This window comes from Chromobacterium sp., from assembly GCF_041912965.1.
In the GTDB taxonomy this organism is placed as follows: domain Bacteria; phylum Pseudomonadota; class Gammaproteobacteria; order Burkholderiales; family Chromobacteriaceae; genus Chromobacterium; species Chromobacterium aquaticum.
Window position 1 is genome coordinate 39,445 of the sequence record NZ_JAYSGF010000010.1, and the last position, 20,915, is coordinate 60,359.

Here is a 20,915-nt window from a genome sequence, read left to right on the forward strand (position 1 = left end):
CAGGTTCTAAGGAGGAGCATCGAGATGCCAACACAAGACCAAAGCATTCTCAGCCTGGACGCCCTGCGCCAACTCGAGCGCCAGGCCAACGACGCCGGCTACAACCTGATGCAGCGCGCGGCGATGGCCACCGCCGACTGGGTCAGCCACCACCTGCCCAGCGCGTCGCGGCTGCTGATCTGCGCCGGTCCCGGCAATAACGGCGGCGACGCGCTGTACGCGGCGCTGGAACTGATGCGCCGCCGCTTCCGCGTCGACGTGCTGGTGCCGACTCAGCCCACCAGCCCGGCCACCTCGGAAGCCTTGCACGAGCTGGAGCAGGCGCAAGGCCATGTGATGTTCGATCTGCCGCGCGACTACCGCGCGCCGCAACTGGTGGTGGACGGTCTGTTCGGCGTCGGCCTGAGCCGGGATTTCGATCTGGAATGGACCACGCTGATCGATCGCATCAACCAATTGGGCAGCCCCATCCTGGCGCTGGACTGCCCCAGCGGCCTGGACGCCTACTCCGGCGTGCCGGCCAACACCTCGATCCAGGCCAGCCACACCCTGACCTTTCTGTGCCAGAAGCCCGGCCTGTTCAGCGCCGCCGGCGCCGACCTGGCCGGCAATGTGGAACTGGAGCTGCTGGACTGCCCGCCGCGGCTGATCCCGCCGGCGGACGGCTGCATCAACCAGCCGAACGCCCGCGCGCTGCTGCGGCCGCGCAACAGCCACAAAGGCTTGTTCGGCACCGTCTGCGTGATCGGCGGCGCACCGGGCATGCTGGGCGCGGCGCTGCTGAGCGGACGCAGCGCGCTGGCCTGCGGCGCCGGAAAAGTCCAAGTCTGCCCGCTGGATGGACGGCTGGCCGTGGATCCGGTGGCGCCGGAACTGATGATCTCCGCGCTGGATGACCCCGCCGCCCTGCCCGACGCCGACGTGCTCGCCGTCGGCCCCGGCCTGGGTCTGCAAGAACCGGCCGGCCGCCTGCTGAGCGAAGCGATACAGCGGCCGCAGGCGCTGGTGCTGGACGCCGACGCGCTCAATCTGCTGGCCAACGACCATGCCGCCGCCGCGCTGATCGCCAAGCGCCAGGCCGGCACCGTGCTGACTCCGCACCCGGCGGAGGCCGCGCGCCTGCTGGGACAAAGCACCGAGGCGGTGCAGAAGGACAGGCTACTGGCCGCGCGCCGGCTGGCCAACCACTTCAACTGCGTGGTGGTGCTCAAGGGCGCCGGCAGCCTGATCGTCGGCCCGGACGGTTTCTATCATCTGAACACCAGCGGCGGCCCGGCGCTGGCGGTGGCCGGCCAGGGCGACGTCCTGACCGGCATCATCGCCGCCTTGCTGGCCCAGCACATGGAGCCGTTCGAAGCCGCCAGCCTGGCGGTGCACATCCACGGCCTGGCCGGCGACGATTTCGAAATGGAAACCGGTGGCCCCATCGGCCTGTCCGCCTCCGACACCGCCTGGCGCGCCAGCCTGATGCTGAACCGGCTATTGCAGGAAGGCGCGCAGGAACAGGCCATCTAGCAATCCACTCACCGTCCGCGGCGCTGCGCCCTCTCCTCCCACCTAGACCAGCGCCGCGCCGATTCCCCCCTTCCACCCCAGACCCCAGCCGCGCGCGGGCGCACCCTGTTTGCATTAGAATGGGCCATCGCGCCGGCCCGGCCGTGAGATCACGCCGCGCGGGCCGCTCTGTTCAAAGCCTGTTTACGCGCTATCGGCATCCGCGTCGCCGCAAGAGCCGTAAGCGGGCTGCAACGCCAAGGGAAACATGTTGAAGTCGCAATCGAAAGCCTATGCCTACGGTCTCGCCGCCGTGCTTGCCTGGTCCACGGTGGCCAGCGCGTTCAAGATCAGCCTCGCCCACCTCAGCCCGGCCCAACTGGTGCTCTACGCCAGCGCAGCCTCCCTCTTCTGCCTGCTGGGCCTGCTCGCCGTTCAAGGCCGGCTGCCGGAATTGCTGCCGGCCTTGCGACGACACTGGCGCGGCTCGCTGATCTTCGGCGCGGTCAACCCGGCGCTGTACTATCTGATACTGTTTCAGGCCTATGCGCTGCTGCCCGCGCAGGAAGCCCAAGCCATCAATTACACCTGGGCGCTGACCATGAGCCTGCTGGCGGTGCCGCTGCTCAAGCAGAAGCTGCAGCGCCGCGACATCGCCGCCGCGCTGGTCTGCTATCTGGGCGTGCTGGTGATAGGCACCCGCGGCCAATTGCTGCAACTGCATTTTTCCGATAGTCAGGGCGTGGCGCTGGCGCTGGCCTCCACCCTGCTGTGGGCCGGCTACTGGATTTTCAACGCGCGCGACGCGCGCGATCCCGTCATCGGACTGACGCTGAACTTCGCCTTCTCCTTGCCGCTGAGCCTGGCCTGGTGCGCCTATAGCGGGCAGCTGGGCGCGGTGGCCTGGCAGGGGCTGGCCGGCGCCGCCTATGTCGGCGCCTTCGAGATGGGCTTCACCTTCGTCCTGTGGCTGACGGCGATGAAGCTGACCCCCAGCACCGCCCGCATCGCCAACCTGATTTTCCTGTCGCCGCTGCTGTCCTTGGCCTTGATCCACTTCATCATCGGCGAAGCCATCCTGCCGTCCACCCTGATCGGCCTGGGCCTGATCCTGAGCGGTTTGGCGCTGCAAAAGCTGGCGCCGCGCGCCCGATCCGCCGCGCCCTTGAGCGCGGACGGCGGTGCTTAGAACCTGCTCAACACCGCGCGAGCAAGATTGCGAACACGCGCTTAGCCGCCGCAACCGGATTTGGTATTCGCGCCAGAACTGCCTAGGATTCAGTGTGGGCACTTGGAACCGTCAGCATAATGAAAAGCATAAAAACCAAATTGATGTTCTGGCTGATGGCCTGGATCACCGCCATTCTGGGGACTACGGGCCTGTTTTCCTATTGGCACAACCAGGAGCGCAATGAGGCCGACTACCAATCCCAGCGCGCAGCGGTCAAGGCCAGACTGGCGATGTCGCTGCCGCACAGCGTCTGGCAACTGGACGACGAAAACGTCAGGCTGACGCTGGACAGCGAGCTGAGCTGGCCGTCCATCATCGCCATCAGCGTCAAGGGGGAATCCGGACTCAGCCTGGGCCGCAGCCACGATGCCGACGGCAGCCTGCGCGACATGCCGCCGTCCGAGGAGCCGCGCTCCGACGATATGCTGAACATCCCCATCATCTATCAGGGCAAGGAGCACCTGGGCAACGCCACCGTCTACCTGTCGCGCCAGGCGCTGGCCAAGCATCAGCGCGACCAGTTGATCGAACTGTCGGCCCAGATCCTGCTGCTGGACGTGTTGATATTCATGATCATGTCCTTCAATCTGCAGCGCTTCCTGTTCCTGCCGCTGGCGCGGCTGCAACAGGCCTTGAACACCGCCATCCGCGCGCCGGACGCCAGCGGCGCGCAGGTCACCCATGTCGCCGACGACGAGATCGGCGGCATCGTCAACGGCTTCAACCGCATCGTGGCGCGCACCGCAGGCGACCTGGCCAAGCGCACCGAGGCCGAGGCCGTCGCCCGCGCCGAGCGCGACCGTGCCGAAGAAGCTTACCGCCAGTTGATGGAAGCGCAGCAGACGCTGGTGGAAACCGAGAAGATGGCCTCGCTGGGCAGCCTGGTGGCCGGCGTCGCCCACGAGATCAACACCCCGGTCGGCATCACGCTGACCACCGCCTCCCACCTGGGCACCGCCACCAGCCACATCATAGAAAAAGTCGACGGCGGCACCGTCAAGAAAAGCGACTTCCAGGCCTATCTGGACACCGCCAAGGAATGCAGCGACCTGATCCTGTCCAACGCCGAGCGCGCGGCCAACCTGATCCACAGCTTCAAGCAGGTGGCGGTGGACCAGACCAGCGAGGCGCGGCGCAGCTTCCAGCTGCAGGACTACCTGAACGAGGTGATCACCAGCCTGAAGCCGCGCTTCAAGCACGCCAACACCACCATCAGCGTGCAATGCGAGGAAGACATCCTGCTGGACAGCTATCCGGGCTCCTTCGCCCAAGTGATCACCAATCTGATGGTCAATTCCCTGGTGCACGGTTTTGAAAACCGCAGCAGCGGCAAGATCAGCATCGAAGCCCGGCGCAACAATCCGCATTACATCACGCTGACGCTCAGCGACGACGGCAAGGGCATCCCGCCGGAAAACCTGAGCCGGGTATTCGACCCCTTCTTCACCACCCGCCGCGGCAGCGGCGGCAGCGGTCTGGGGCTCAACATCGTCTACAACATCGTGCGGCAACGCCTGGGCGGGTCGATCGAGGTGCACAGCGAGGTCAACAAAGGCACCACCTTCACCATCACCATGCCCTGCTCCGCGCCGGTCAATCAGAGCAAGGAGAACATCATATGAGCGACATCACCAACCAGGAAGAGGATTGGCTGCTCGACGATGACGCTCCGTCCGAGCCCGCGGCCGCGGTGAACGATGGCCGCCATCCGTGGAAAATCCTGATCGTGGACGATGAGAAGGACGTGCATACCGCCACCCGCATCGCGCTGCGCAACATCCGCTACAAGGAGCGGCCGCTGGAGCTGCTGAGCGCCTATTCCGGCAAGGAAGCCTACGAGGTGATGCGCCAGCATCCGGACATCGCGCTGATCATGCTGGACGTGGTGATGGAAAGCGAGGACGCAGGCCTGAAACTGGTGCACCAGATCCGCCAGGAACTGAAGAACGGCCTGGTGCGCATCGTGCTGCGAACCGGCCAGCCCGGCCAGGCGCCGGAGCAGGAAGTCATCCTCAACTACGATATCAACGACTACAAGACCAAGACCGAGCTGACGGTGCAAAAGCTGTTCACCACCATCATCTCCTCGCTGCGCGCCTACGAAAACCTGCTGTCGCTGGAGAAAAACCGCCAGGGCCTGTCCAAGATCCTGGAAAGCGCGTCCGATCTGTACCAACTGTACTCGCTGCGCGAATTCGCCTCCGGCGTGCTGCGCCAGATCAGCGCGTTGCTGGACATCGGCACCGACGGCATCCTGTGCGTGCGCAACGACAATAGCAGCGGCCGACCGGAGCTGGAAATCCTGGCCGCCTCCGGCAACTACGAGCCGCTGGGACAGAGCGGCGATCTCAGCGCCTTCCCGGAACTGGAGCAAATCATCCTGCGCTCCTTCGCCGAGAAGCGCAGCATCTATCAACATCCTTACGACGTGCTCCACATTTCCTCGCGCAATGGCCGCGAATTCATCATCCACTTCACGCCGCAGTGGCCGCTGGAAGAAGTGGAGCGCGACCTGCTCGACGTGTTCTGCCAGCGCATTTCCGCCGCCTACGACAATCTCTATCTATACAGCCAGCTGCGCAGCGCGCAGGAGGCCACGGTGGTGGCGCTGGCCGACCTGGCGGAATTCCGCGACACCGACACCGGCAACCATGTGCTGCGCGTGCAGCGGCTGACCGATGCCATCGCCGGACAAATGCGCGCTAACGGCGCCTACCCGGAGCTGATGAGCAAGGAATTCATGGACATGGTGGGCATGGCCAGCATCCTGCACGATGTCGGCAAAGTAGGCACGCCGGACCACATCCTGTTCAAGCCGGGCCGGCTGGACCCGGACGAGCGGGTGATCATGGAGCAGCACGCCACCATAGGCGCGCAGATTCTAGCCAGATCGGCCAGCATGGTGGAAGGCATGAGTTATCTGTCGCTGGGCTCGGAAATCGCCGGCGGCCACCACGAGCACTTCGACGGCAACGGCTACCCCAGGAAGCAGAAAGCGCACGAAATTCCGCTGTCGGCGCGCATCGTCGCCGTGGTCGACGTGTTCGACGCCCTGCTGAACAAGCGGCCCTACAAGGAGCCGTGGACGCTGCACGACACCATGGAATACATTTCCGGCCGCTCCGGCAGTCAGTTCGATCCCGAAGTGGTGCGCGCGCTGGAAACCCTGGTCAAGGAACGCCGGCTACAGGATTTGCCGGACGCGTGAGTGGGCGCGGAGCCACGCCACAATAAAACAGGGCGAAAGCAGCTGGCTTCAAGCTGATTTCGCCCTATTAGTTCCAACCCGCCGCAGCACTGCGGCTCCGGCTCAGGCCACGTAAAACAACACGCTGACAAACTGGCAGACGCTGCCGCCCAGCACGAACAAATGCCAGATGCCGTGACCGTGGCGGATTTTCTCGTCGTTGAGAAACCAATAAATGCCGACGCTGTACAGAATCCCGCCCAAGGCCAGCCAGAACAGGCCGCCGCTGGGCAGCGATTCGATCAAGGGCGGCAAGGCCACCAGCACCAGCCAGCCCATCACCACGTAGAGAATCATCGACAGCAAGCGGGTGCGCCGCCCCAGCGTCAGTTCCTGGATGATGCCGAACACCGCCAGGCCCCAGCTGACGCCGAACAGGCTCCAGCCCCAGGCCCCGCGCAAGGTCACCAGCGCGAACGGCGTGTAGCTGCCGGCGATCAATAGATAGATCGCCGAGTGGTCGCACTTCTGCAGCACCGCCTTGGCGCGGCCGCGGAAGCTGTGATACAGCGTGGAGATCAGGTACAAGGCCACCAGCGTGGCGCCGTACAGGCTGAAGCTGACCACCTTCCAGGGGTCGCCCTCGCGCGCGGCCATGGTCACCAGCACCACCAGGCCGGTAATGGCCAGCAAGGTGCCGATCAAATGGGAAATCCCGTTGAAACGTTCCCCGTGATACATATGGTTTTATCCTTGCGCCGGCATCGCGCCGGCTTGACGCACAAAAACTTTTGGAGCCGCTCGCGGGCTCCGGGTTCAATTGTCCGCCTGTTGCCGCCGCCGCGCCAGCCCTTTCTCTACACGTCAAAAGAAAAGCGGGCCACAGGGCCCGCCTTTCTTTCTACACCGAAAATCCAGCCTCTGGAGATGACTCCTCAACGGATCGTCAACGGCTCCATCCTCAGGCGCCCAGCGCCTTCAGCACCTCGTCACGCACCACATCCACCGCGCGAGTGCCGTCGATCTTGACGTATTTCGGCGCCTTGGCGTCGCCGCTGGCGGCGCGTTCGCCGTAGAAACCCACCAGCACCGCGGTCTGTTCGTGGTAAACCGCCAGGCGCTTCTTCACGGTTTCTTCGCGGTCGTCGTCGCGCTGGACCAGTTCTTCGCCGGTCACATCGTCCTTGCCAGCCACTTTAGGCGGGTTGAAGCTGATGTGGTAGGTGCGGCCGGAGGCCAGGTGCACGCGGCGGCCGGCCATGCGCTCGATGATGGCCGCGTCCGGCACGTCGATCTCCACCACGTAATCGATGTCCACGCCGGCGGCGATCATCGCCTCGGCTTGCGGAATGGTGCGCGGGAAGCCGTCGAACAGGAAGCCATTGGCACAGTCCGCGTCGGTGATGCGCTCCTTGACCAGGCCGATGATGATGTCGTCGCGCACCAGGCCGCCAGCGTCCATGATCGCCTTGGCTTCCAGGCCCAGCGGCGTGCCGGCCTTGACCGCGGCGCGCAGCATGTCGCCGGTGGAGATTTGCGGGATGCCGAATTTTTCCTTGATGAAATTGGCCTGGGTGCCTTTGCCGGCGCCAGGCGCCCCCAACAGGATCAGTCGCATGAAGATCACTCCGTCAATTTAATGTGTTTTTGAAATCGAAATCCGGGCCGCGCGGCGCGCGTCCGGCTTATGGCTTGGGTCCCGCGCCCAGCAAGCGGCGCACTCGCTCCAGATCTTCCGGCGTGTCCACGCCGGCCGGCGGCGCCGACTCGACCACCGCCACCTTGATGGCGAAGCCGTGCCACAACACCCGCAACTGCTCCAGCGCTTCGAAATGCTCCAGCGGCGCCGGGGCCAAACGGTTATAGGTCTTCAGAAAACCCGCCTGGTAGGCGTACATGCCGATATGCCGCAGCACCGGTAGGTCCGCGGGCAGCGCGCTCGTATCCTGTGCGAACGCGTCGCGGGCATAGGGAATCGGCGCGCGGCTGAAATACAGCGCGCGGCCGGCGTGGTCCAGCACTACCTTGACCACGTTGGGATTGAACATATCGGCGGCATCGTGAAACGGATGCGCCAAGGTCGCCACCGGCGCGTCGCCGGCGGCCAAGAGCGCGGCCAGCTGATCGATCAGCGCCGGCGCTATCAATGGTTCGTCGCCCTGGACATTGACCACGATCTCATCGTCGGCCAAGTTTAGCGTCTGCGCCACTTCGGCCAGCCGGTCGGTGCCGCTGGCGTGGTCGGCGCGCGTCAGCACCGCCTCAACGCCATGTTCGCGACAGGCGGCCAGCACATCGGCGTGGTCGGTGGCCACGATCACCCGGCTTGCGCCGCTGTTGGCGGCCTGCGCGGCGACGCGCGCCACCATGGGCTTGCCGGCGATGTCGGCCAGCGGCTTGCCCGGCAGCCGGCTGGAGGCCAGCCGCGCCGGGATCACCACGCAGAAGCCGCGACTCATTTGATCTCTTCTTCCGGCGCCAGCTCGCGGGCCTCGGCTTCCAGCATCATCGGGATGCCGTCCTTGATCGGGTAGGCCAGGCGGTCGCCCTTGCAGACCAGTTCCTGCTTGGCCTTGTCGAAAACCAGCGGGCCCTTGCACAGCGGGCACACCAGGATGTCCAGGAATTTAGCGTCCATGTCTTATCTTCAGTCGATCCAGAATCCAAGCGCTCAGATCAGGCTCCAACTCCGCCTGAACCGGCAAAACCCATAGTCTAGCACGCTGCGCTGCATCATGAATCACCCGCCGCAGCTTGACCGCGTCCTTGCTGGTGACGATTACCGCCTCCGCGTCCGCCGGCAAGTCGGCGGCGCTGAATTGATGGTGGTCGGGCCAGGCCAGGCAAAGCTCAGGCCGCAGGCCCAGGCCGGCCAGCGTGTCGAAGAAGCGCTGCGGGTGGCCGATGCCGGCCATCGCCGCCAGCTCCAGGCCGGCGAAGTCCGCCGCCGCCCGCGTCTCCTCGGGCCGGTCCAGCCGCTGCAACGCGGCTGCACGCAAACGCATGGCGAAACGCCGCGGCCCGGCCGGCAAGCTCAGGCCGGTCGCATCGCCGCCATTGACCACCACCGCGCCGACCTCGCCCAGCCGCGACCACGGCTCGCGCAAGGGGCCGGCCGGCAGCAGATGGCCGTTGCCGCCGCCGCGCGCGCCGTCCAGCACCACGATCTCCAGATCGCGCCGCAAGCGATAATGCTGCAGGCCGTCGTCGGTCAGGATCAATTCCAAATCGGGATGCAAGGCCAGCAGATGGCGGCCAGCGGCGACCCGGTCGCGGCCCACCACCACCGGCGCGCCGCTGGCGGCCAGCAACAAGGGCTCGTCGCCCACCTCCTCCGGCGAACTATCCGCCAGCACCAGCGTGGGCTGGCGGTGGCTGCCGCCATAGCCGCGGCTGATCACGCCCGCCTTGACGCCGCGCTGTTGCAAATCGCGCAGCAGGCTCAGCGTCAACGGCGTCTTGCCGACGCCGCCGACATTGATATTGCCCACCACCACCACCGGCGCGGCCAGGCGCTCCGCGCTCAGCCAGCCGCGACGGTAAGCCAGCCGCCTGGCCGCCGCCAACAGGACAAACAGCCCTTCCAGCGGAGCCAGAAGGGCTGTCAGCCACCAGCGCGGCCGATACCAGTGCCGTTCTATCCAGTGCATGCGGCTATTGCGTGCGCGTGGCGAAAGTCAGCTGATTCAGGCCGGCCTCGCGCGCAGCCTCCATCACCGTCACCACCGATTGATGCGTGGCCTTGGCGTCGGCGTTGACGATGACGATCACATCGCTCTTGCCCGCCGCCTCGTCCTTCAATTTGTTCAGCAGCGCAGCCTTGTCGCCGGCGGCCAGCTTGGCCTCGCCCACCGCCATCTCGCCGTTGGCGGACACCGCCACGGTGATTTCCGACGACTTGGTCTTGGCCTGCTCGCCCTGGGCGGCCGGCAGATTGATCTTGAGTTCGGCGAACTTGGAATAGGTGGTGGTGACCATCAGGAAGATCAGGATCACCAGCAGCACGTCGATCAGCGGGATGAAGTTGATCTCCGGCTCTTCGCGGCTGCGGCCTCGGCGAAAATTCATGCTCAGCCCCCGTTTTTGCGCTCGCCGTGCAACACTTCCACCAGCTTGACCGCCTGCGATTCCATGTCCACCAGCAAGCCGTCCACCTTGGAGCGGAAATGGCGGTAGAACATCATGCTGGGAATCGCCACGATCAGGCCGAAGGCGGTGTTGTACAGCGCGACGGAAATGCCGTGCGCCAATGCTTGCGGATTGGTGCCGGCCGGCGATTGCGAACCGAAGATCTCGATCATGCCTATCACCGTGCCCAGCAGGCCCAATAGCGGCGCCATCGCGGCGATGGTGCCCAAGGTGGTCAGGAAGCGCTCCAGCTGATGCGCCACCACGCGGCCCTCGTCCTCTATCGCCTCTTTCATCACTTCGCGATTGCCGCCGACATTGCGCAGGCCGGCGCAGAACAGGCGGCCCAGCGGCGAATGCGCCTGCAACTTGCCCAGCAGTTCATCGCTGGCGCCGGCGCGGCGGTATTCCTGCAAGGCCTGGCCCAGCAGGCCCTCGGGCGCCACGCCGCTTTTTCTCAGGCTGAACAGCCGTTCAAAGATGATCGCCAGCGACACCACCGAGGCGGTGATGATGGTCCAGATCGGCCAGCCGGCCGCTTCAATGATTGACCACACGAGGAAGTTCTCCAAAAAACGATGGCAAACGTCAAACTTTAGCGGTTTCGACGCCGCTTCCGCAACCACCGCCGCTGCGCGCGCGGGCCACGGCAGCCACAAACAGGCGTTTAGCGGCGAAAGTTGCGCACAGTTGTCAACAAAGCGGCCTAAGCCGGTATTTTATAAAGACTTTCGAATCTTTGCGGCAATCCACCGCTAGCCATTTCAGGCCCGCCCCGGTCAAAGCCGCGCCAGGCAAGGCTTTCAAGCAAATCTATCAATTCCGCGACCACGATTGGTCACTGCCGCTTTTTTAACCTTCGCCAGCAAAAGCCAAGCCCGGGCAAGCAATCCACACAGTTATCCACAAGGTTATTCCGCCACGACTGTGGATAAGCCCGAGCTCAATCGCGCAGCGAAATCACGCGCCAGCCCTGTTGCTCGGCATGGGCGCGCAAGGTGTCGTCCGGGTCAACCGCCACCGGCTGATCCACCAGCTTCAACAGCGGCAGATCGTTATGCGAATCACTGTAGAAAAAGCTCTGCTCGTAGCTGTCCATGCTCAGGCCGCGCTCATCCAGCCATTGCTGCAAACGGGTGATCTTGCCCTGCTGGAAGCTGGGCACGCCGCTGACGCGGCCGGTGAAGCGTCCATCTTCCTCTTCTTCCAGCTCGATGGCGATCAGATGTTCCACGCCCAGTTCACGCGCGATCGGTCCGGTGATGAAGCGGTTGGTGGCGGTGATGATGATGATTTCGTCGCCCTGGGCCGCGTGCGCGGCCAACAATTCGCGCGCCTTGCGGGTGATGATGGGCTTGATGTGCTGTTCCAGGTAATCGGCGTGCAGCGCGTCCAGCTCGGCGCGGCTGAAGCGCTTCAAGGGCTCCAGCGCGAACGCCAGGTACTCGTGGATGTCCAGCGTGCCCTGTCGATACTGCTCGTAGAAGTGATTATTGCGCTCATCGTAGCGCGCCTGCTCCAGAATGCCACGCTGGATCAGGAAGCGCGGCCATTCGAAGTCGGAATCGCCGGCGATCAGAGTGTGGTCCAGGTCGAACAGTGCCAGATTGCGTCGGGAAGAGGTATGGGTCATGGTTCCGGGCTTGCGGTTTGCAAAACGTTTTTCACCAGCGGCACGGTGATAGGCCGCCGCATCGCCAGAGAGTAGCGGTCCAATATGTCAATCATGCCGATCAGGCTGGACAGGTCACGCCGCCAATGGGTCAGCAGGTAGCGGTAGACATCGTCCGGAATCGACAGCTGGCGGCTGGCGGCGTGGCTGCGCAAGGCGGCCAGCTTGTCCTCGTCCGACAGCGCCTTGACCTCGAACACCAGGCCCCAGCCCAGCCGGGTGCGCAGATCGTCGCGCACCGCCAAGGCCATAGGCGGCTGGCGTCCGGCCATCAATAGCCGCGACTCCCCGCTCTCTTTCAGCGAGTTGTAGAAGGAAAACAGGGTGATCTGGTCGTCCGGCGCCAGGTCGTCGACATGGTCGACGGCGATGAAGCTGGCCTCGCGCGCGAAGTCAGGCAGATGCTCGGTCTTGCCGTCCAGATAAATGGACGCGCGGCCCAGCCGCTCGGCGTGCGCGATCCATGCCTGCAGCAGATGCGTCTTGCCGCAGCCGGGCTCGCCCCACAGATAGATGAAGCGCTCGCCGGCCTCGGCCGTCAGCGCGGTAATCACCTCGCGATTGCGTTCGGCCAGGAAGTTGTCGAAGGCCGGCAAGGGGGTGGGCGTCAAATCAAGTATTAACTGGTCCAAGTGAAGGCGATCAAACTAGGTTTTGATGTCTATTCCTGATTTTACGCTGATAAAAGCGAGTGTTGAAATAAGCGCGCGCCAGAAAGCGACAGATCACCAAGGTTGCGGCGGCCATCGGCAGCGCCAGCAGCAGGCCGGCGAAGCCCAATAACTGCCCGAAAGCGAGTAGGGAAAAGATCACAGCCACCGGTGACAGGCCTATCCGTTCCCCCACCAGCCAAGGCGTGATCAGCAGGCTTTCCAGCAATTGGCCGGCGCCGAATACGGCCAGCACCAGCAGCACATCGCCGGCGGAGTCGAACTGCAGCACCGCCGCCAGCCCTGCCAGCGCGAAGCCGAGAAAAGTGCCCAGATAGGGGATGAACACCAGCAGGCCGGCCACCACGCCGATGGCGATGCCGGATTCCAGGCCCAGCAAGGCCAGGCTGGACGCGAAGATCACGGCCATGATCAGCATCACCGACAGCTGGCCGCGCAGGAACTCGCCCAGCACCCGGTCCAGTTCGCGCGCCAGCCCGCTCACCTGATCGCTCCAGCGCAGCGGCACCAGGCGGGCCAGCAGCGCCGCCATCCGCGGCCCGTCCTGCAGAAAGTAAAACAGCAGCACCGGCAACAGCAGCAGATTGAACAGCAGGCCGGCCAGCATGACGCCGCTCTGGGTGGCGCGCAGCGCCACCGCCGACAGCGCGCTCTTCAAGGCGCCGGCATTGTCCGCCAGCAGGCGCTTCCAGCCGGCGACGTCCAGTTCCAGCTGGATGGAGAACTCGGCGCGCAGCCAGGGCAGCACCCGCCCCTGGACGAAATCGACCAACACCGGCAATCGATCGATCAGGCCCTGGGTCTGCTTGAACAGCATCGGCGCCACCACCAGCAGCAAGGCGATGGTGGCGGCCATGCCGGCCAGTGTCAGCAGGCCGGCGGCCAAGGCGCGCGGCAAACCCTTGCCAGCCAGATAGCGCATCGCGGGATTGAGCACATAGGCCAGCACCGCGGCCACCGCGAACGGCGTCAGCGCGGCCGCCAACTGCTGCAGCAGCCAGCCGGCGAACAGCAGCGCTGTTGCGCCGATGACCCAGGGAATCAGACGGTTTTGGGAGCGTTTCATCTCGACTTCAGTTAAAATGTGCTGCTTTCGCGTCGGCGAAAGCTTGATGTAAAAATACTTCAAGTTTGCAGAAAGCGAGTTTACCTTGAACACCACTTCCCTCAGTTACCGTGATGCCGGCGTCGACATTGATGCCGGCGACGCGCTGGTCGAGAACATCAAGCCTTATGCCAAGCGCACCATGCGCCCGGAGGTGATCGGCGGCATCGGCGGTTTCGGCGCACTGGTGGAGATTTCCAAGAAATACAAGGAGCCGGTGCTGGTTTCCGGCACCGACGGCGTCGGCACCAAGCTGAAACTGGCCTTCGACTGGAATCGTCACGATACCGTGGGCATCGACCTGGTGGCAATGAGCGTCAACGACATCCTGGTGCAAGGGGCGGAACCGCTGTTCTTCCTCGACTACTTCGCCTGCGGCAAACTGGACGTGCCTCAAGCCACCGACGTGATCAAGGGCATCGCCGCTGGTTGCGAACAGGCCGGCTGCGCGCTGATCGGCGGCGAGACCGCGGAAATGCCCGGCATGTACCCAACCGGCGAATACGATCTGGCGGGCTTCGCCGTCGGCGTGGTGGAGAAGAGCGCCGTGATCAGCGGCCGCGACATCGCCCCGGGCGACGTGGTGCTGGGCCTGAAATCCAACGGCGTGCACTCCAACGGCTACTCGCTGGTGCGCAAGATCATAGACCGCGCCCAGCCTGAGCTGGACGCGCCGTTCGAGGACGGCCGCAGCCTGCGCGACGCCATCATCGCGCCCACCCGCATCTATGTGAAGCCCCTGCTCAAGCTGATGCAGGCGCTGCCGGTCAAGGGCATGGCCCACATCACCGGCGGCGGCATCACCGAGAACACTCCGCGCGTGCTGCCGGAACATGTCGTCGCCCAGATCGACGCCGCCGCCTGGCCGCAGCCCAAGCTGTTCCAGTGGCTGCAGCAAGAGGGCAAGGTCGACAGCCAGGAAATGTACCGCACCTTCAACTGCGGCATCGGCATGGTGGTGATCGTGGCGGCGGAACACGCCGAACAGGCCGCCGCGCTGCTGCAGGCCGAAGGCGAGACCGTGTACCGGATCGGCGCGGTGCGCGCCCGCGATGGAGACGAACATCAAACTCAGATCGCCTAAAGCGCTGCGTTGGATGCTACTGGCGCCGCTGGCCCTGCTGGCGGCGTTTGTCATTTATCGCGAGGCCGTCATCCTGACCGAGCTCGACCGCTGCCTGGACCTGGGCGGCGGCTGGCACGAACAGCAGTTGCGCTGCATCACCGATGCCGCCGACTGGGAACACTATCTGGCAACGTCTCCGTCGATTCCATCATGAAGAATATCGTCATCCTGATTTCCGGCCGTGGCTCCAATATGCAGGCCATCGTCGACGCCAAGATCGCCGGCGCGCGCATCGCCGCGGTGATCTCCAACCGACCCGACGCCGCCGGTCTCGCCTGGGCGGCCGAGCGCGGCATCGCCACCGCCGCGCTGGACCACAAGGCCTTCGCCAGCCGCGAAGACTTCGACGCCGCGCTGGCGCAGCTGATAGACAGCCACCAGCCGGACTTGGTGGTGCTTGCCGGCTTCATGCGCATCCTCAGCGCCAGCTTCACCCGCCGCTACGAAGGCCGCATGCTGAACGTGCACCCGTCCCTGCTGCCGGCCTTCACCGGCCTCAACACCCACCAGCGCGCGCTGGAGATGGGCTGCAAGGTGGCCGGCTGTACCGTGCACTTCGTCACCGCCGAGCTGGACCACGGCCCCATCGTCGCCCAGGGCGTGGTGGAAGTACTGGACGGCGACAACGCCGACACCCTGGCCGAACGCGTGCTGCAACTAGAACACCAGCTCTACCCGGCCGCGGTGCGCCGCTTCGTCGCCGGGGAACTGAACATCGTCGCCGGCAAGATCGCCAGCCGCGCCGCCCTTGCCGGCAGCCTGATGGCGCCCACGCCCTGAGTTCATGAGCAGCCGTCGCCTGATCCTGCTGGCCCTGGCCCTGTCGCTCGCCATTCACCTTGGCGTGCTGGGTTCCGGCCTGCTGCCGGAAGTGCAGCTGGAACTGCCGCCGGATCAGGACTTGCGCAGCATCAGCGTCAAGATGCAGGCACTGGACGCAGATGAGCCGGCGGCCAAGCCGGAGCCGCAAGGCGCGGTGGCGCAACTGCGGCCGGCCACGCCCAAGCCGGCGCCGGCCAAGCCCAAGTCCGTCGCCAAGAAGGCGGAGGCATCGGCGCCGCTGGCGGCGTCGGAGGCCATCCTCGCCCAGGCGCAGCCAAGCAAGGACAGCAGCGCGCCGCAGGCGGAAGCCAAGCGCGAGGCTTCGGCGCCGGACGCCGACATCAAGATCGCCTCGTCGGCGCCGGTCGCGGACGAGATGGCGGCGAACGACAAGGACGAGGCCAGCGCGCCGGCGGCCGAAACCGCCGCCGATGACGGCTACATTCACCCCAAGGGCGCGCTGCGCGGCTTTCCGCGCCAGGCCACACTGGGCTACCAAGTGTTCTGGGGTTCGGTCATGGCCGGCACCGGCACGCTGGAATGGAGCCGCGGCAACGGCGGCTACCGCCTGGACATCAGCGCCAGCCCCTTCATCGGCCCGAAGCTGCGCTATCTTTCCGAGGGTGGCTTCCAGCTAAAAAACGGGTTGCGGCCGGACAGCCTGCAAGCCTGGCGTGGCGAGCAAGCCAAAGAGTCCGCGCATTTCGACTACAATGCGGGTCAGCTGCGCTACGGCGACCAGGGCGACAAACTGCTGGAGCTGAAGCCCGGCGCGCAGGACGTGTTCAGCCTAGCCTTCCAGCTGGGGCTGAAAGGCGGTGAACTGGGCCCCGCGCCCATCCAGATCACCACCGGCAAAAAAGTGTACGAGTACCCGATGCGCCCCAGCGGCGAAGCCGTTTACGACACCGGCGCCGGCAAGATTCGGGTCATCGTGTTCCGCGCCGAGGGCGACGGCGACATTAATGAATTCTGGCTGGCGCCGGAATTCTCCAATCTGCCGGTGCGCATCAAGCGCACCGACAAGGATAAACGGATCGACCTCAGGGCTTTCCGCATCGACGTGAACGGCGTGCCGCAATGGAAGCTGCCGCCGCAACCCACGAGAAAACACAAGAATGACTATTAATCACCATCAACTGAAACATATCGAAACCGTCATCGGCCAGATGATACGCTTCGACCGCCCGGCCGACGCGGTGCTGTCGGCCTATTTCCGCGAACACAGCAAGCTGGGCGCCAACGACCGTCACATCATCGCCGAAACCGCCTTCGGCGCGCTGCGCCGCCTCTTGCAGCTGCGCGCGCTGATCGCGCCGGACAAGGCCACCCCGCGCCGGCTGGCCCTGGTGGCCCTGCTGAAGATCCACAAGCTCAACGTCAAGGAACTGGGCGACGCCGCCAGCGCCGGCGAAAAGGAATGGCTGGGCCAGATCAAGGGCAAGACGCTGCCGGCCAGCCTGGAAGTGGACGCCGAACTGCCGCAGTGGGTGATAGAACGCCTGGGCGAACAGACGCCGGAACAAGTGATCGCGCTGGGCAAGGGCCTGGCCGAAGGCGCGCCGCTGGACCTGCGCGTCAACACCATGAAAATGAAGCGCGACGAATTGCTGGGCCGGCTGCAGGCCGACGGCCTCGAATGCGAAGCCACGCCCTACTCGCCGCTGGGCATTCGTCTTAAGGGCAAGCCCTCGCTGGCCAAGCACGAGCTGTTCAAGGCCGGCGTGTTCGAAGTGCAGGACGAAGGCAGTCAGCTGCTGGGCCTGATCACCGGCGCTCGCCGCGGCGAAATGGTCGTCGACTTCTGCGCCGGCGCCGGCGGCAAGACCCTGCTGCTGGGCGCGCAGATGGCCTCCAGCGGCCGCTTGTACGCCTTCGACGTTTCGGAAAAACGACTGGCCAAGCTGAAGCCGCGCCAGGCGCGTTCCGGCCTGTCCAATGTCCATCCGCAGCTGCTGGCCTCGGAAAACGACACCAAGGTCAAGCGCCTGGCCGGCAAGGCCGACCGCGTGCTGGTGGACGCGCCCTGCTCCGGCCTGGGCACGCTGCGCCGCAACCCGGACCTGAAATTCCGCCAGAGCCCGGACAGCGTGGCCGAGCTGAACGCCAAGCAGGCGTCCATCCTGGCCTCCGCCTGCCGGCTGGTGCGCGCCGGCGGCCGCCTGGTCTACGCCACTTGCAGCCTGCTGCCGCAGGAGAATCAGGACATCGTCGCCGCCTTCCTGGCCGACCATCCCGAGTTCAAGCTGGTGAAAATGGACGAGGTATTGGCGGAACAGAAGATTCCGCTGCAAATGGGCGACTACCTGGAACTGAAGCCGCAGCAGCACAATACCGACGGTTTCTTCGCCGCGGTGCTGGAAAAAACCGCCTGAGCATGCGAGAACCCCGGCCCTTGATGCGGCCGGGGTTTGTCATTCCAGGCAATACGCCTTACCATTGAATATTAGCAAAACCTCACATATTCATCCGCAAAGGCCGGCTCCATGCCAGATTCTCCCACTGCCAGACAAGTCCGCAGCCGCGTCCAGCGCCGCCTGCGTTACCTCTACTTGTCCGCAGTCCTGTGGCGCCGCCACATCCCGATCTGGACCGCCGCCATTCTGATTGGCCTGATGGCCAGCGTCTTCGCCAACGGCAGCCATCTGTCGCACGCCATCTTCACCCGCATCTACGACAACTCGCCGTACTGGAGCCTGCTGATCACCCCGGCCGGCCTGGCGCTGGCCATCTGGCTGATGCGCCATTATTTCCCAGGCTCCGCCGGCGGCGGCATCCCGCAATCCATCGCCGCGCTGGAAGGCGGCATGCAGGCGCTGCGCGAACGCATCCTGACCATACGCGCCGCCATAGGCAAAATGCTGCTGACCTTGATCGGCATCAGCTCCGGCGCCACCTTCGGCTATGAAGGCCCCATCGTGCAGGTGGGCGCCGCGATCAAGTATTCGCTGAACCGCCACGCGGCGCTGCGCCACGAGGGCGCGGCGCGCAGCTTCATCCTGGCCGGCGGCGCCGCCGGCGTGGCCGCCGCCTTCAACGCGCCGCTGGCCGGCATCGTGTTCGCCATCGAGGAAATGGGCCGCACCTTCGATTTACGCGCCAGCTCCACCATCCTGCTTTCCGTGATCGTGTCCGGCCTCACCGCCACCGCCATCCTCGGCAATTACAGCTATTTCGGCATGGTGTCGGTGAATATGGAACTGGAGCAGTCCTGGCTGGCCATCCCAGTCTGCGGCGTCATCGGCGGCCTGCTTGGCGGCGTCTGCTGCCGCATCATGCTGGCGCTGACCCAGCGCCTGCCCGGTCCGCTGCATGGCTGGCGCCTGCAAAAACCAGTGCTGTTCGCCGCCGGCTGCGGCCTGGCGCTGGCGGTGATAGGCATCGCCAGCGACGGCATCACCTTCGGCACCGGCTATTTCCGCGCCCGCGAAATCATCGAGGGCAGCGGCGCCGGCATGCAGGGCTACGGCCTGCTCAAGCTGCTCAGCATGTTCATCAGCTTCATCAGCGCGGTGCCCGGCGGCATGTTCGCGCCCTCGCTGGCGGTGGGCGCCGGCTTCGGCCTGAACATGGCCAATCTGCTGCCCTTCCTGCCGCAAACCTTGATCGTGCTATTGGGCATGGTGGGCTTTTTCGCCGGTATGACCCGCGCGCCGATGACCGGCTTCATCATCGTGATGGAAATGACCGACTCCTCGGCGATGATCATTCCGCTGATGGCCACCGCGCTGCTGGCGTCCAATGTGTCGCGGCTGATCACCCGCCGCGCGCTGTACGACGGCCAGGTGCACATTTTCCTGCGCCAGTGGCAGGCGAACCAGCCGCAAGCGGTCAAGCAAATTGACCCGCGCGCGGACGAAAAGTAGAATAACCCATTGAAACGCTCGGGTATTTCGCCGCTATCAGAGCCTGTTCAAAGTCTCGTGAGCAAAGGCGAGACAAGACGAAAACGGCTGAAGAAGCGGAATGTACAAGTGGTACATGAGCATTCTGAAGCCGGTACTCATCGTGCCATGTCTCTACCGAAGCGCAGCAGACTTTGAACAGGCTCTCAGGCGCAAACCCGCAGCCAGATTAACAATCCCAGCAAGGACCATAGATGAGCGCGCAACAAACCATCCAGCAAACCGTGACCGACAACCCGGTGGTGCTGTTCATGAAGGGCTCGGCCCAATTCCCGCAATGCGGTTTTTCCTCCCGCGCGGTGCAGATTCTCAAGGCCTGTGGCCTGGAACAGTTCGTCACCGTGGACGTGCTGCAGGACGCAGACATCCGCCAGGGCATCAAGGACTTCTCCAACTGGCCGACCATTCCGCAGCTGTATGTGAAGGGCGAATTCGTCGGCGGCTCCGACATCATGTACGAGATGTTCCAGAACGGCGAACTGCAGGAATTGCTGAAAGACCTGTGATTCAGTGTCCCGCCAAGGTCCCGGCTCCGGCCGGGACCTTTATTTTTGCCACGGCATTTCGCGTTTCGAAAACATTAAGCATGTCATACAATCAGGGTGATATCCGCGCGCCCTAGCCAACTCATGCCGACACATCAGGACCACTCCCCCGTCTCCGTACCCGCCAACGCCATGCCGATAGAGGAAATCTGGCGCGCCTTGGTCAACGATCAGCTCATCCCCTGGTTCCAACCCATAGTCGATATCGCCAGCCGCAAGGTGATCGCGGCCGAAGCGCTGGCGCGCTGGCAGCACCCGGCGCTGGGCGTGCTGTCGCCGGTCAGCTTTGTGCCGGCGATGGAAGAGCGCGGCATGATACGCGAGCTGACCGAACTGATACTGGAGAAATCGCTGTACGCCTGCAGCGACTGGCAGGAGCGCGGCCACGACATCCCGGTCAGCATCAACCTGACCTCTATGTCGCTGGAAGATGACAGCCTGTGCGATCAACTGCTGCAGAAAGTGCGCATCCTGGGACTGGAGCCGGCCAAACTGACGCTGGAATTTTCCGAATCCACGCTGCGTCAGCACTGGCTCAAGGCCGACGCCAAGCTGGCCCAACTACGCGCGGCCGGTTTCGGCACCGGCATAGACGAATTCGGCATCGGCGTCACCCTGACCGACAAGCTGCTGAGCAGCCATTTCAGCATGCTGAAGGTGGACCGCGCCTTCGTGCAGGGCGTCAACACCAACCAGCACCTACAGGCCATATTGCGCGAGGACTTCGGCCTGGCCAAGGCCGCCGGCCTCACCACCGTGGCCATAGGCGTGGAGGACAGCGCCGACCTGGCCACGCTGACCGAGCTGGGCTGCGACGCGGTACAGGGCTATATCTGCAGCGCGCCCTGCGCCGCCGCGGAATTCTTGCAGTGGATTTCGGAATGGGAAAAGGGGTAAAATACCGCCCCATACCAAATACCCCGCACTGGCAGCCCGATAGCAATGAAGGCTGCCGGTTTCATAATTAATACCAAGAGCTGCTTTCGGCGCGCCCGCGCCGAAAGCAGCTCTTTGCCAAGGTATGGGAAC

Annotated in this window: 22 protein-coding genes; 12 read left to right on the forward strand and 10 right to left on the reverse strand. The window is 64.6% G+C overall.

Annotated features, from left to right (window positions below):
• Positions 1-24: 24 nt before the first annotated feature.
• From ACE3QM_RS07360 to ACE3QM_RS07375, 4 genes are all read left to right on the forward strand, one after another.
• Entirely contained in the window at positions 25-1,515 is a 1,491-nt protein-coding gene (locus ACE3QM_RS07360) for an NAD(P)H-hydrate dehydratase (protein WP_374421243.1), read from the forward strand.
• Positions 1,516-1,762: 247 nt separating this feature from the next.
• Positions 1,763-2,683 carry a DMT family transporter gene (locus ACE3QM_RS07365; RefSeq protein ID WP_374421245.1) on the forward strand — a complete coding sequence of 307 codons (921 nt, stop codon included), beginning with the start codon at positions 1,763-1,765 and terminating at the stop codon, positions 2,681-2,683.
• A gap of 119 nt (positions 2,684-2,802) precedes the next feature.
• Positions 2,803-4,347: a sensor histidine kinase gene (locus tag ACE3QM_RS07370; RefSeq protein ID WP_231465005.1), complete on the forward strand. Its 1,545-nt coding sequence runs from the start codon at positions 2,803-2,805 to the stop codon at positions 4,345-4,347.
• On the forward strand, positions 4,344-5,933 hold the full coding sequence (locus ACE3QM_RS07375) for a DUF3369 domain-containing protein (RefSeq protein WP_231465003.1): 1,590 nt from the start codon (positions 4,344-4,346) through the stop codon (positions 5,931-5,933). Before ACE3QM_RS07370 ends, ACE3QM_RS07375 begins: the two co-directional genes overlap by 4 nt.
• A 102-nt stretch (positions 5,934-6,035) precedes the next feature.
• Here ACE3QM_RS07375 and ACE3QM_RS07380 read toward each other — a convergent pair whose 3' ends face one another.
• The 10 genes from ACE3QM_RS07380 to ACE3QM_RS07425 form a co-directional block, all read right to left on the reverse strand.
• Positions 6,036-6,653 carry a hemolysin III family protein gene (locus ACE3QM_RS07380; RefSeq protein WP_019100472.1) on the reverse strand — a complete coding sequence of 206 codons (618 nt, stop codon included), beginning with the start codon at positions 6,651-6,653 and terminating at the stop codon, positions 6,036-6,038.
• Between the two features lie 220 nt (positions 6,654-6,873).
• A complete protein-coding gene (gene adk, locus ACE3QM_RS07385; RefSeq protein ID WP_048408722.1) occupies positions 6,874-7,530 on the reverse strand; it encodes an adenylate kinase in 657 nt (218 codons plus the stop codon).
• A 67-nt stretch (positions 7,531-7,597) separates the two neighbouring features.
• Complete coding sequence (gene kdsB, locus ACE3QM_RS07390) at positions 7,598-8,371, reverse strand: 3-deoxy-manno-octulosonate cytidylyltransferase (RefSeq protein WP_374421248.1); 774 nt, start codon at positions 8,369-8,371, stop codon at positions 7,598-7,600.
• Positions 8,368-8,550 (reverse strand): Trm112 family protein, encoded by a 183-nt coding sequence (locus tag ACE3QM_RS07395; RefSeq protein ID WP_048408720.1) that lies wholly within the window; start codon positions 8,548-8,550, stop codon positions 8,368-8,370. Before ACE3QM_RS07395 ends, kdsB begins: the two co-directional genes overlap by 4 nt.
• Positions 8,540-9,562, reverse strand: coding sequence for a tetraacyldisaccharide 4'-kinase (gene lpxK / locus ACE3QM_RS07400; protein WP_374421250.1), 1,023 nt, complete (start codon positions 9,560-9,562; stop codon positions 8,540-8,542). Before lpxK ends, ACE3QM_RS07395 begins: the two co-directional genes overlap by 11 nt.
• A 4-nt stretch (positions 9,563-9,566) precedes the next feature.
• A complete protein-coding gene (locus tag ACE3QM_RS07405) occupies positions 9,567-9,980 on the reverse strand; it encodes a biopolymer transporter ExbD (RefSeq protein WP_048408718.1) in 414 nt (137 codons plus the stop codon).
• 2 nt (positions 9,981-9,982) lie between these two features.
• On the reverse strand, positions 9,983-10,597 hold the full coding sequence (locus ACE3QM_RS07410) for a MotA/TolQ/ExbB proton channel family protein (protein ID WP_048408717.1): 615 nt from the start codon (positions 10,595-10,597) through the stop codon (positions 9,983-9,985).
• A 386-nt stretch (positions 10,598-10,983) separates the two neighbouring features.
• A complete protein-coding gene (locus tag ACE3QM_RS07415; protein ID WP_374421253.1) occupies positions 10,984-11,673 on the reverse strand; it encodes an HAD family hydrolase in 690 nt (229 codons plus the stop codon).
• The gene (gene hda / locus ACE3QM_RS07420) at positions 11,670-12,344 is read right to left on the reverse strand and encodes a DnaA regulatory inactivator Hda (protein ID WP_043591991.1); all 675 of its coding nucleotides are present in this window, start codon (positions 12,342-12,344) and stop codon (positions 11,670-11,672) included. The genes ACE3QM_RS07415 and hda overlap by 4 nt, the downstream gene beginning before the upstream one ends.
• A gap of 10 nt (positions 12,345-12,354) precedes the next feature.
• Positions 12,355-13,449 (reverse strand): AI-2E family transporter, encoded by a 1,095-nt coding sequence (locus ACE3QM_RS07425; protein WP_231462556.1) that lies wholly within the window; start codon positions 13,447-13,449, stop codon positions 12,355-12,357.
• An 85-nt stretch (positions 13,450-13,534) separates the two neighbouring features.
• Here ACE3QM_RS07425 and purM point away from each other — a divergent pair, with 85 nt between their 5' ends.
• The 8 genes from purM to ACE3QM_RS07465 all read left to right on the forward strand — a co-directional run bounded on the left by purM (position 13,535) and on the right by ACE3QM_RS07465 (position 20,783).
• Complete coding sequence (gene purM, locus ACE3QM_RS07430) at positions 13,535-14,572, forward strand: phosphoribosylformylglycinamidine cyclo-ligase (RefSeq protein WP_374421255.1); 1,038 nt, start codon at positions 13,535-13,537, stop codon at positions 14,570-14,572.
• Positions 14,541-14,768: a hypothetical protein gene (locus tag ACE3QM_RS07435; RefSeq protein ID WP_374421258.1), complete on the forward strand. Its 228-nt coding sequence runs from the start codon at positions 14,541-14,543 to the stop codon at positions 14,766-14,768. Before purM ends, ACE3QM_RS07435 begins: the two co-directional genes overlap by 32 nt.
• On the forward strand, positions 14,765-15,394 hold the full coding sequence (gene purN, locus ACE3QM_RS07440) for a phosphoribosylglycinamide formyltransferase (protein ID WP_374421260.1): 630 nt from the start codon (positions 14,765-14,767) through the stop codon (positions 15,392-15,394). The genes ACE3QM_RS07435 and purN overlap by 4 nt, the downstream gene beginning before the upstream one ends.
• 4 nt (positions 15,395-15,398) lie before the next feature.
• Complete coding sequence (locus ACE3QM_RS07445; protein ID WP_374421262.1) at positions 15,399-16,565, forward strand: DUF3108 domain-containing protein; 1,167 nt, start codon at positions 15,399-15,401, stop codon at positions 16,563-16,565.
• The gene (locus tag ACE3QM_RS07450) at positions 16,561-17,811 is read left to right on the forward strand and encodes an RsmB/NOP family class I SAM-dependent RNA methyltransferase (protein WP_048408761.1); all 1,251 of its coding nucleotides are present in this window, start codon (positions 16,561-16,563) and stop codon (positions 17,809-17,811) included. Before ACE3QM_RS07445 ends, ACE3QM_RS07450 begins: the two co-directional genes overlap by 5 nt.
• A gap of 111 nt (positions 17,812-17,922) precedes the next feature.
• Positions 17,923-19,302, forward strand: a complete 1,380-nt coding sequence (locus ACE3QM_RS07455; protein ID WP_374421265.1) for a chloride channel protein — start codon at positions 17,923-17,925, stop codon at positions 19,300-19,302.
• 233 nt (positions 19,303-19,535) lie between these two features.
• Entirely contained in the window at positions 19,536-19,847 is a 312-nt protein-coding gene (gene grxD, locus ACE3QM_RS07460; protein WP_019100724.1) for a Grx4 family monothiol glutaredoxin, read from the forward strand.
• A gap of 123 nt (positions 19,848-19,970) precedes the next feature.
• A complete protein-coding gene (locus ACE3QM_RS07465) occupies positions 19,971-20,783 on the forward strand; it encodes an EAL domain-containing protein (RefSeq protein ID WP_048410921.1) in 813 nt (270 codons plus the stop codon).
• Positions 20,784-20,915: the final 132 nt, after the last annotated feature.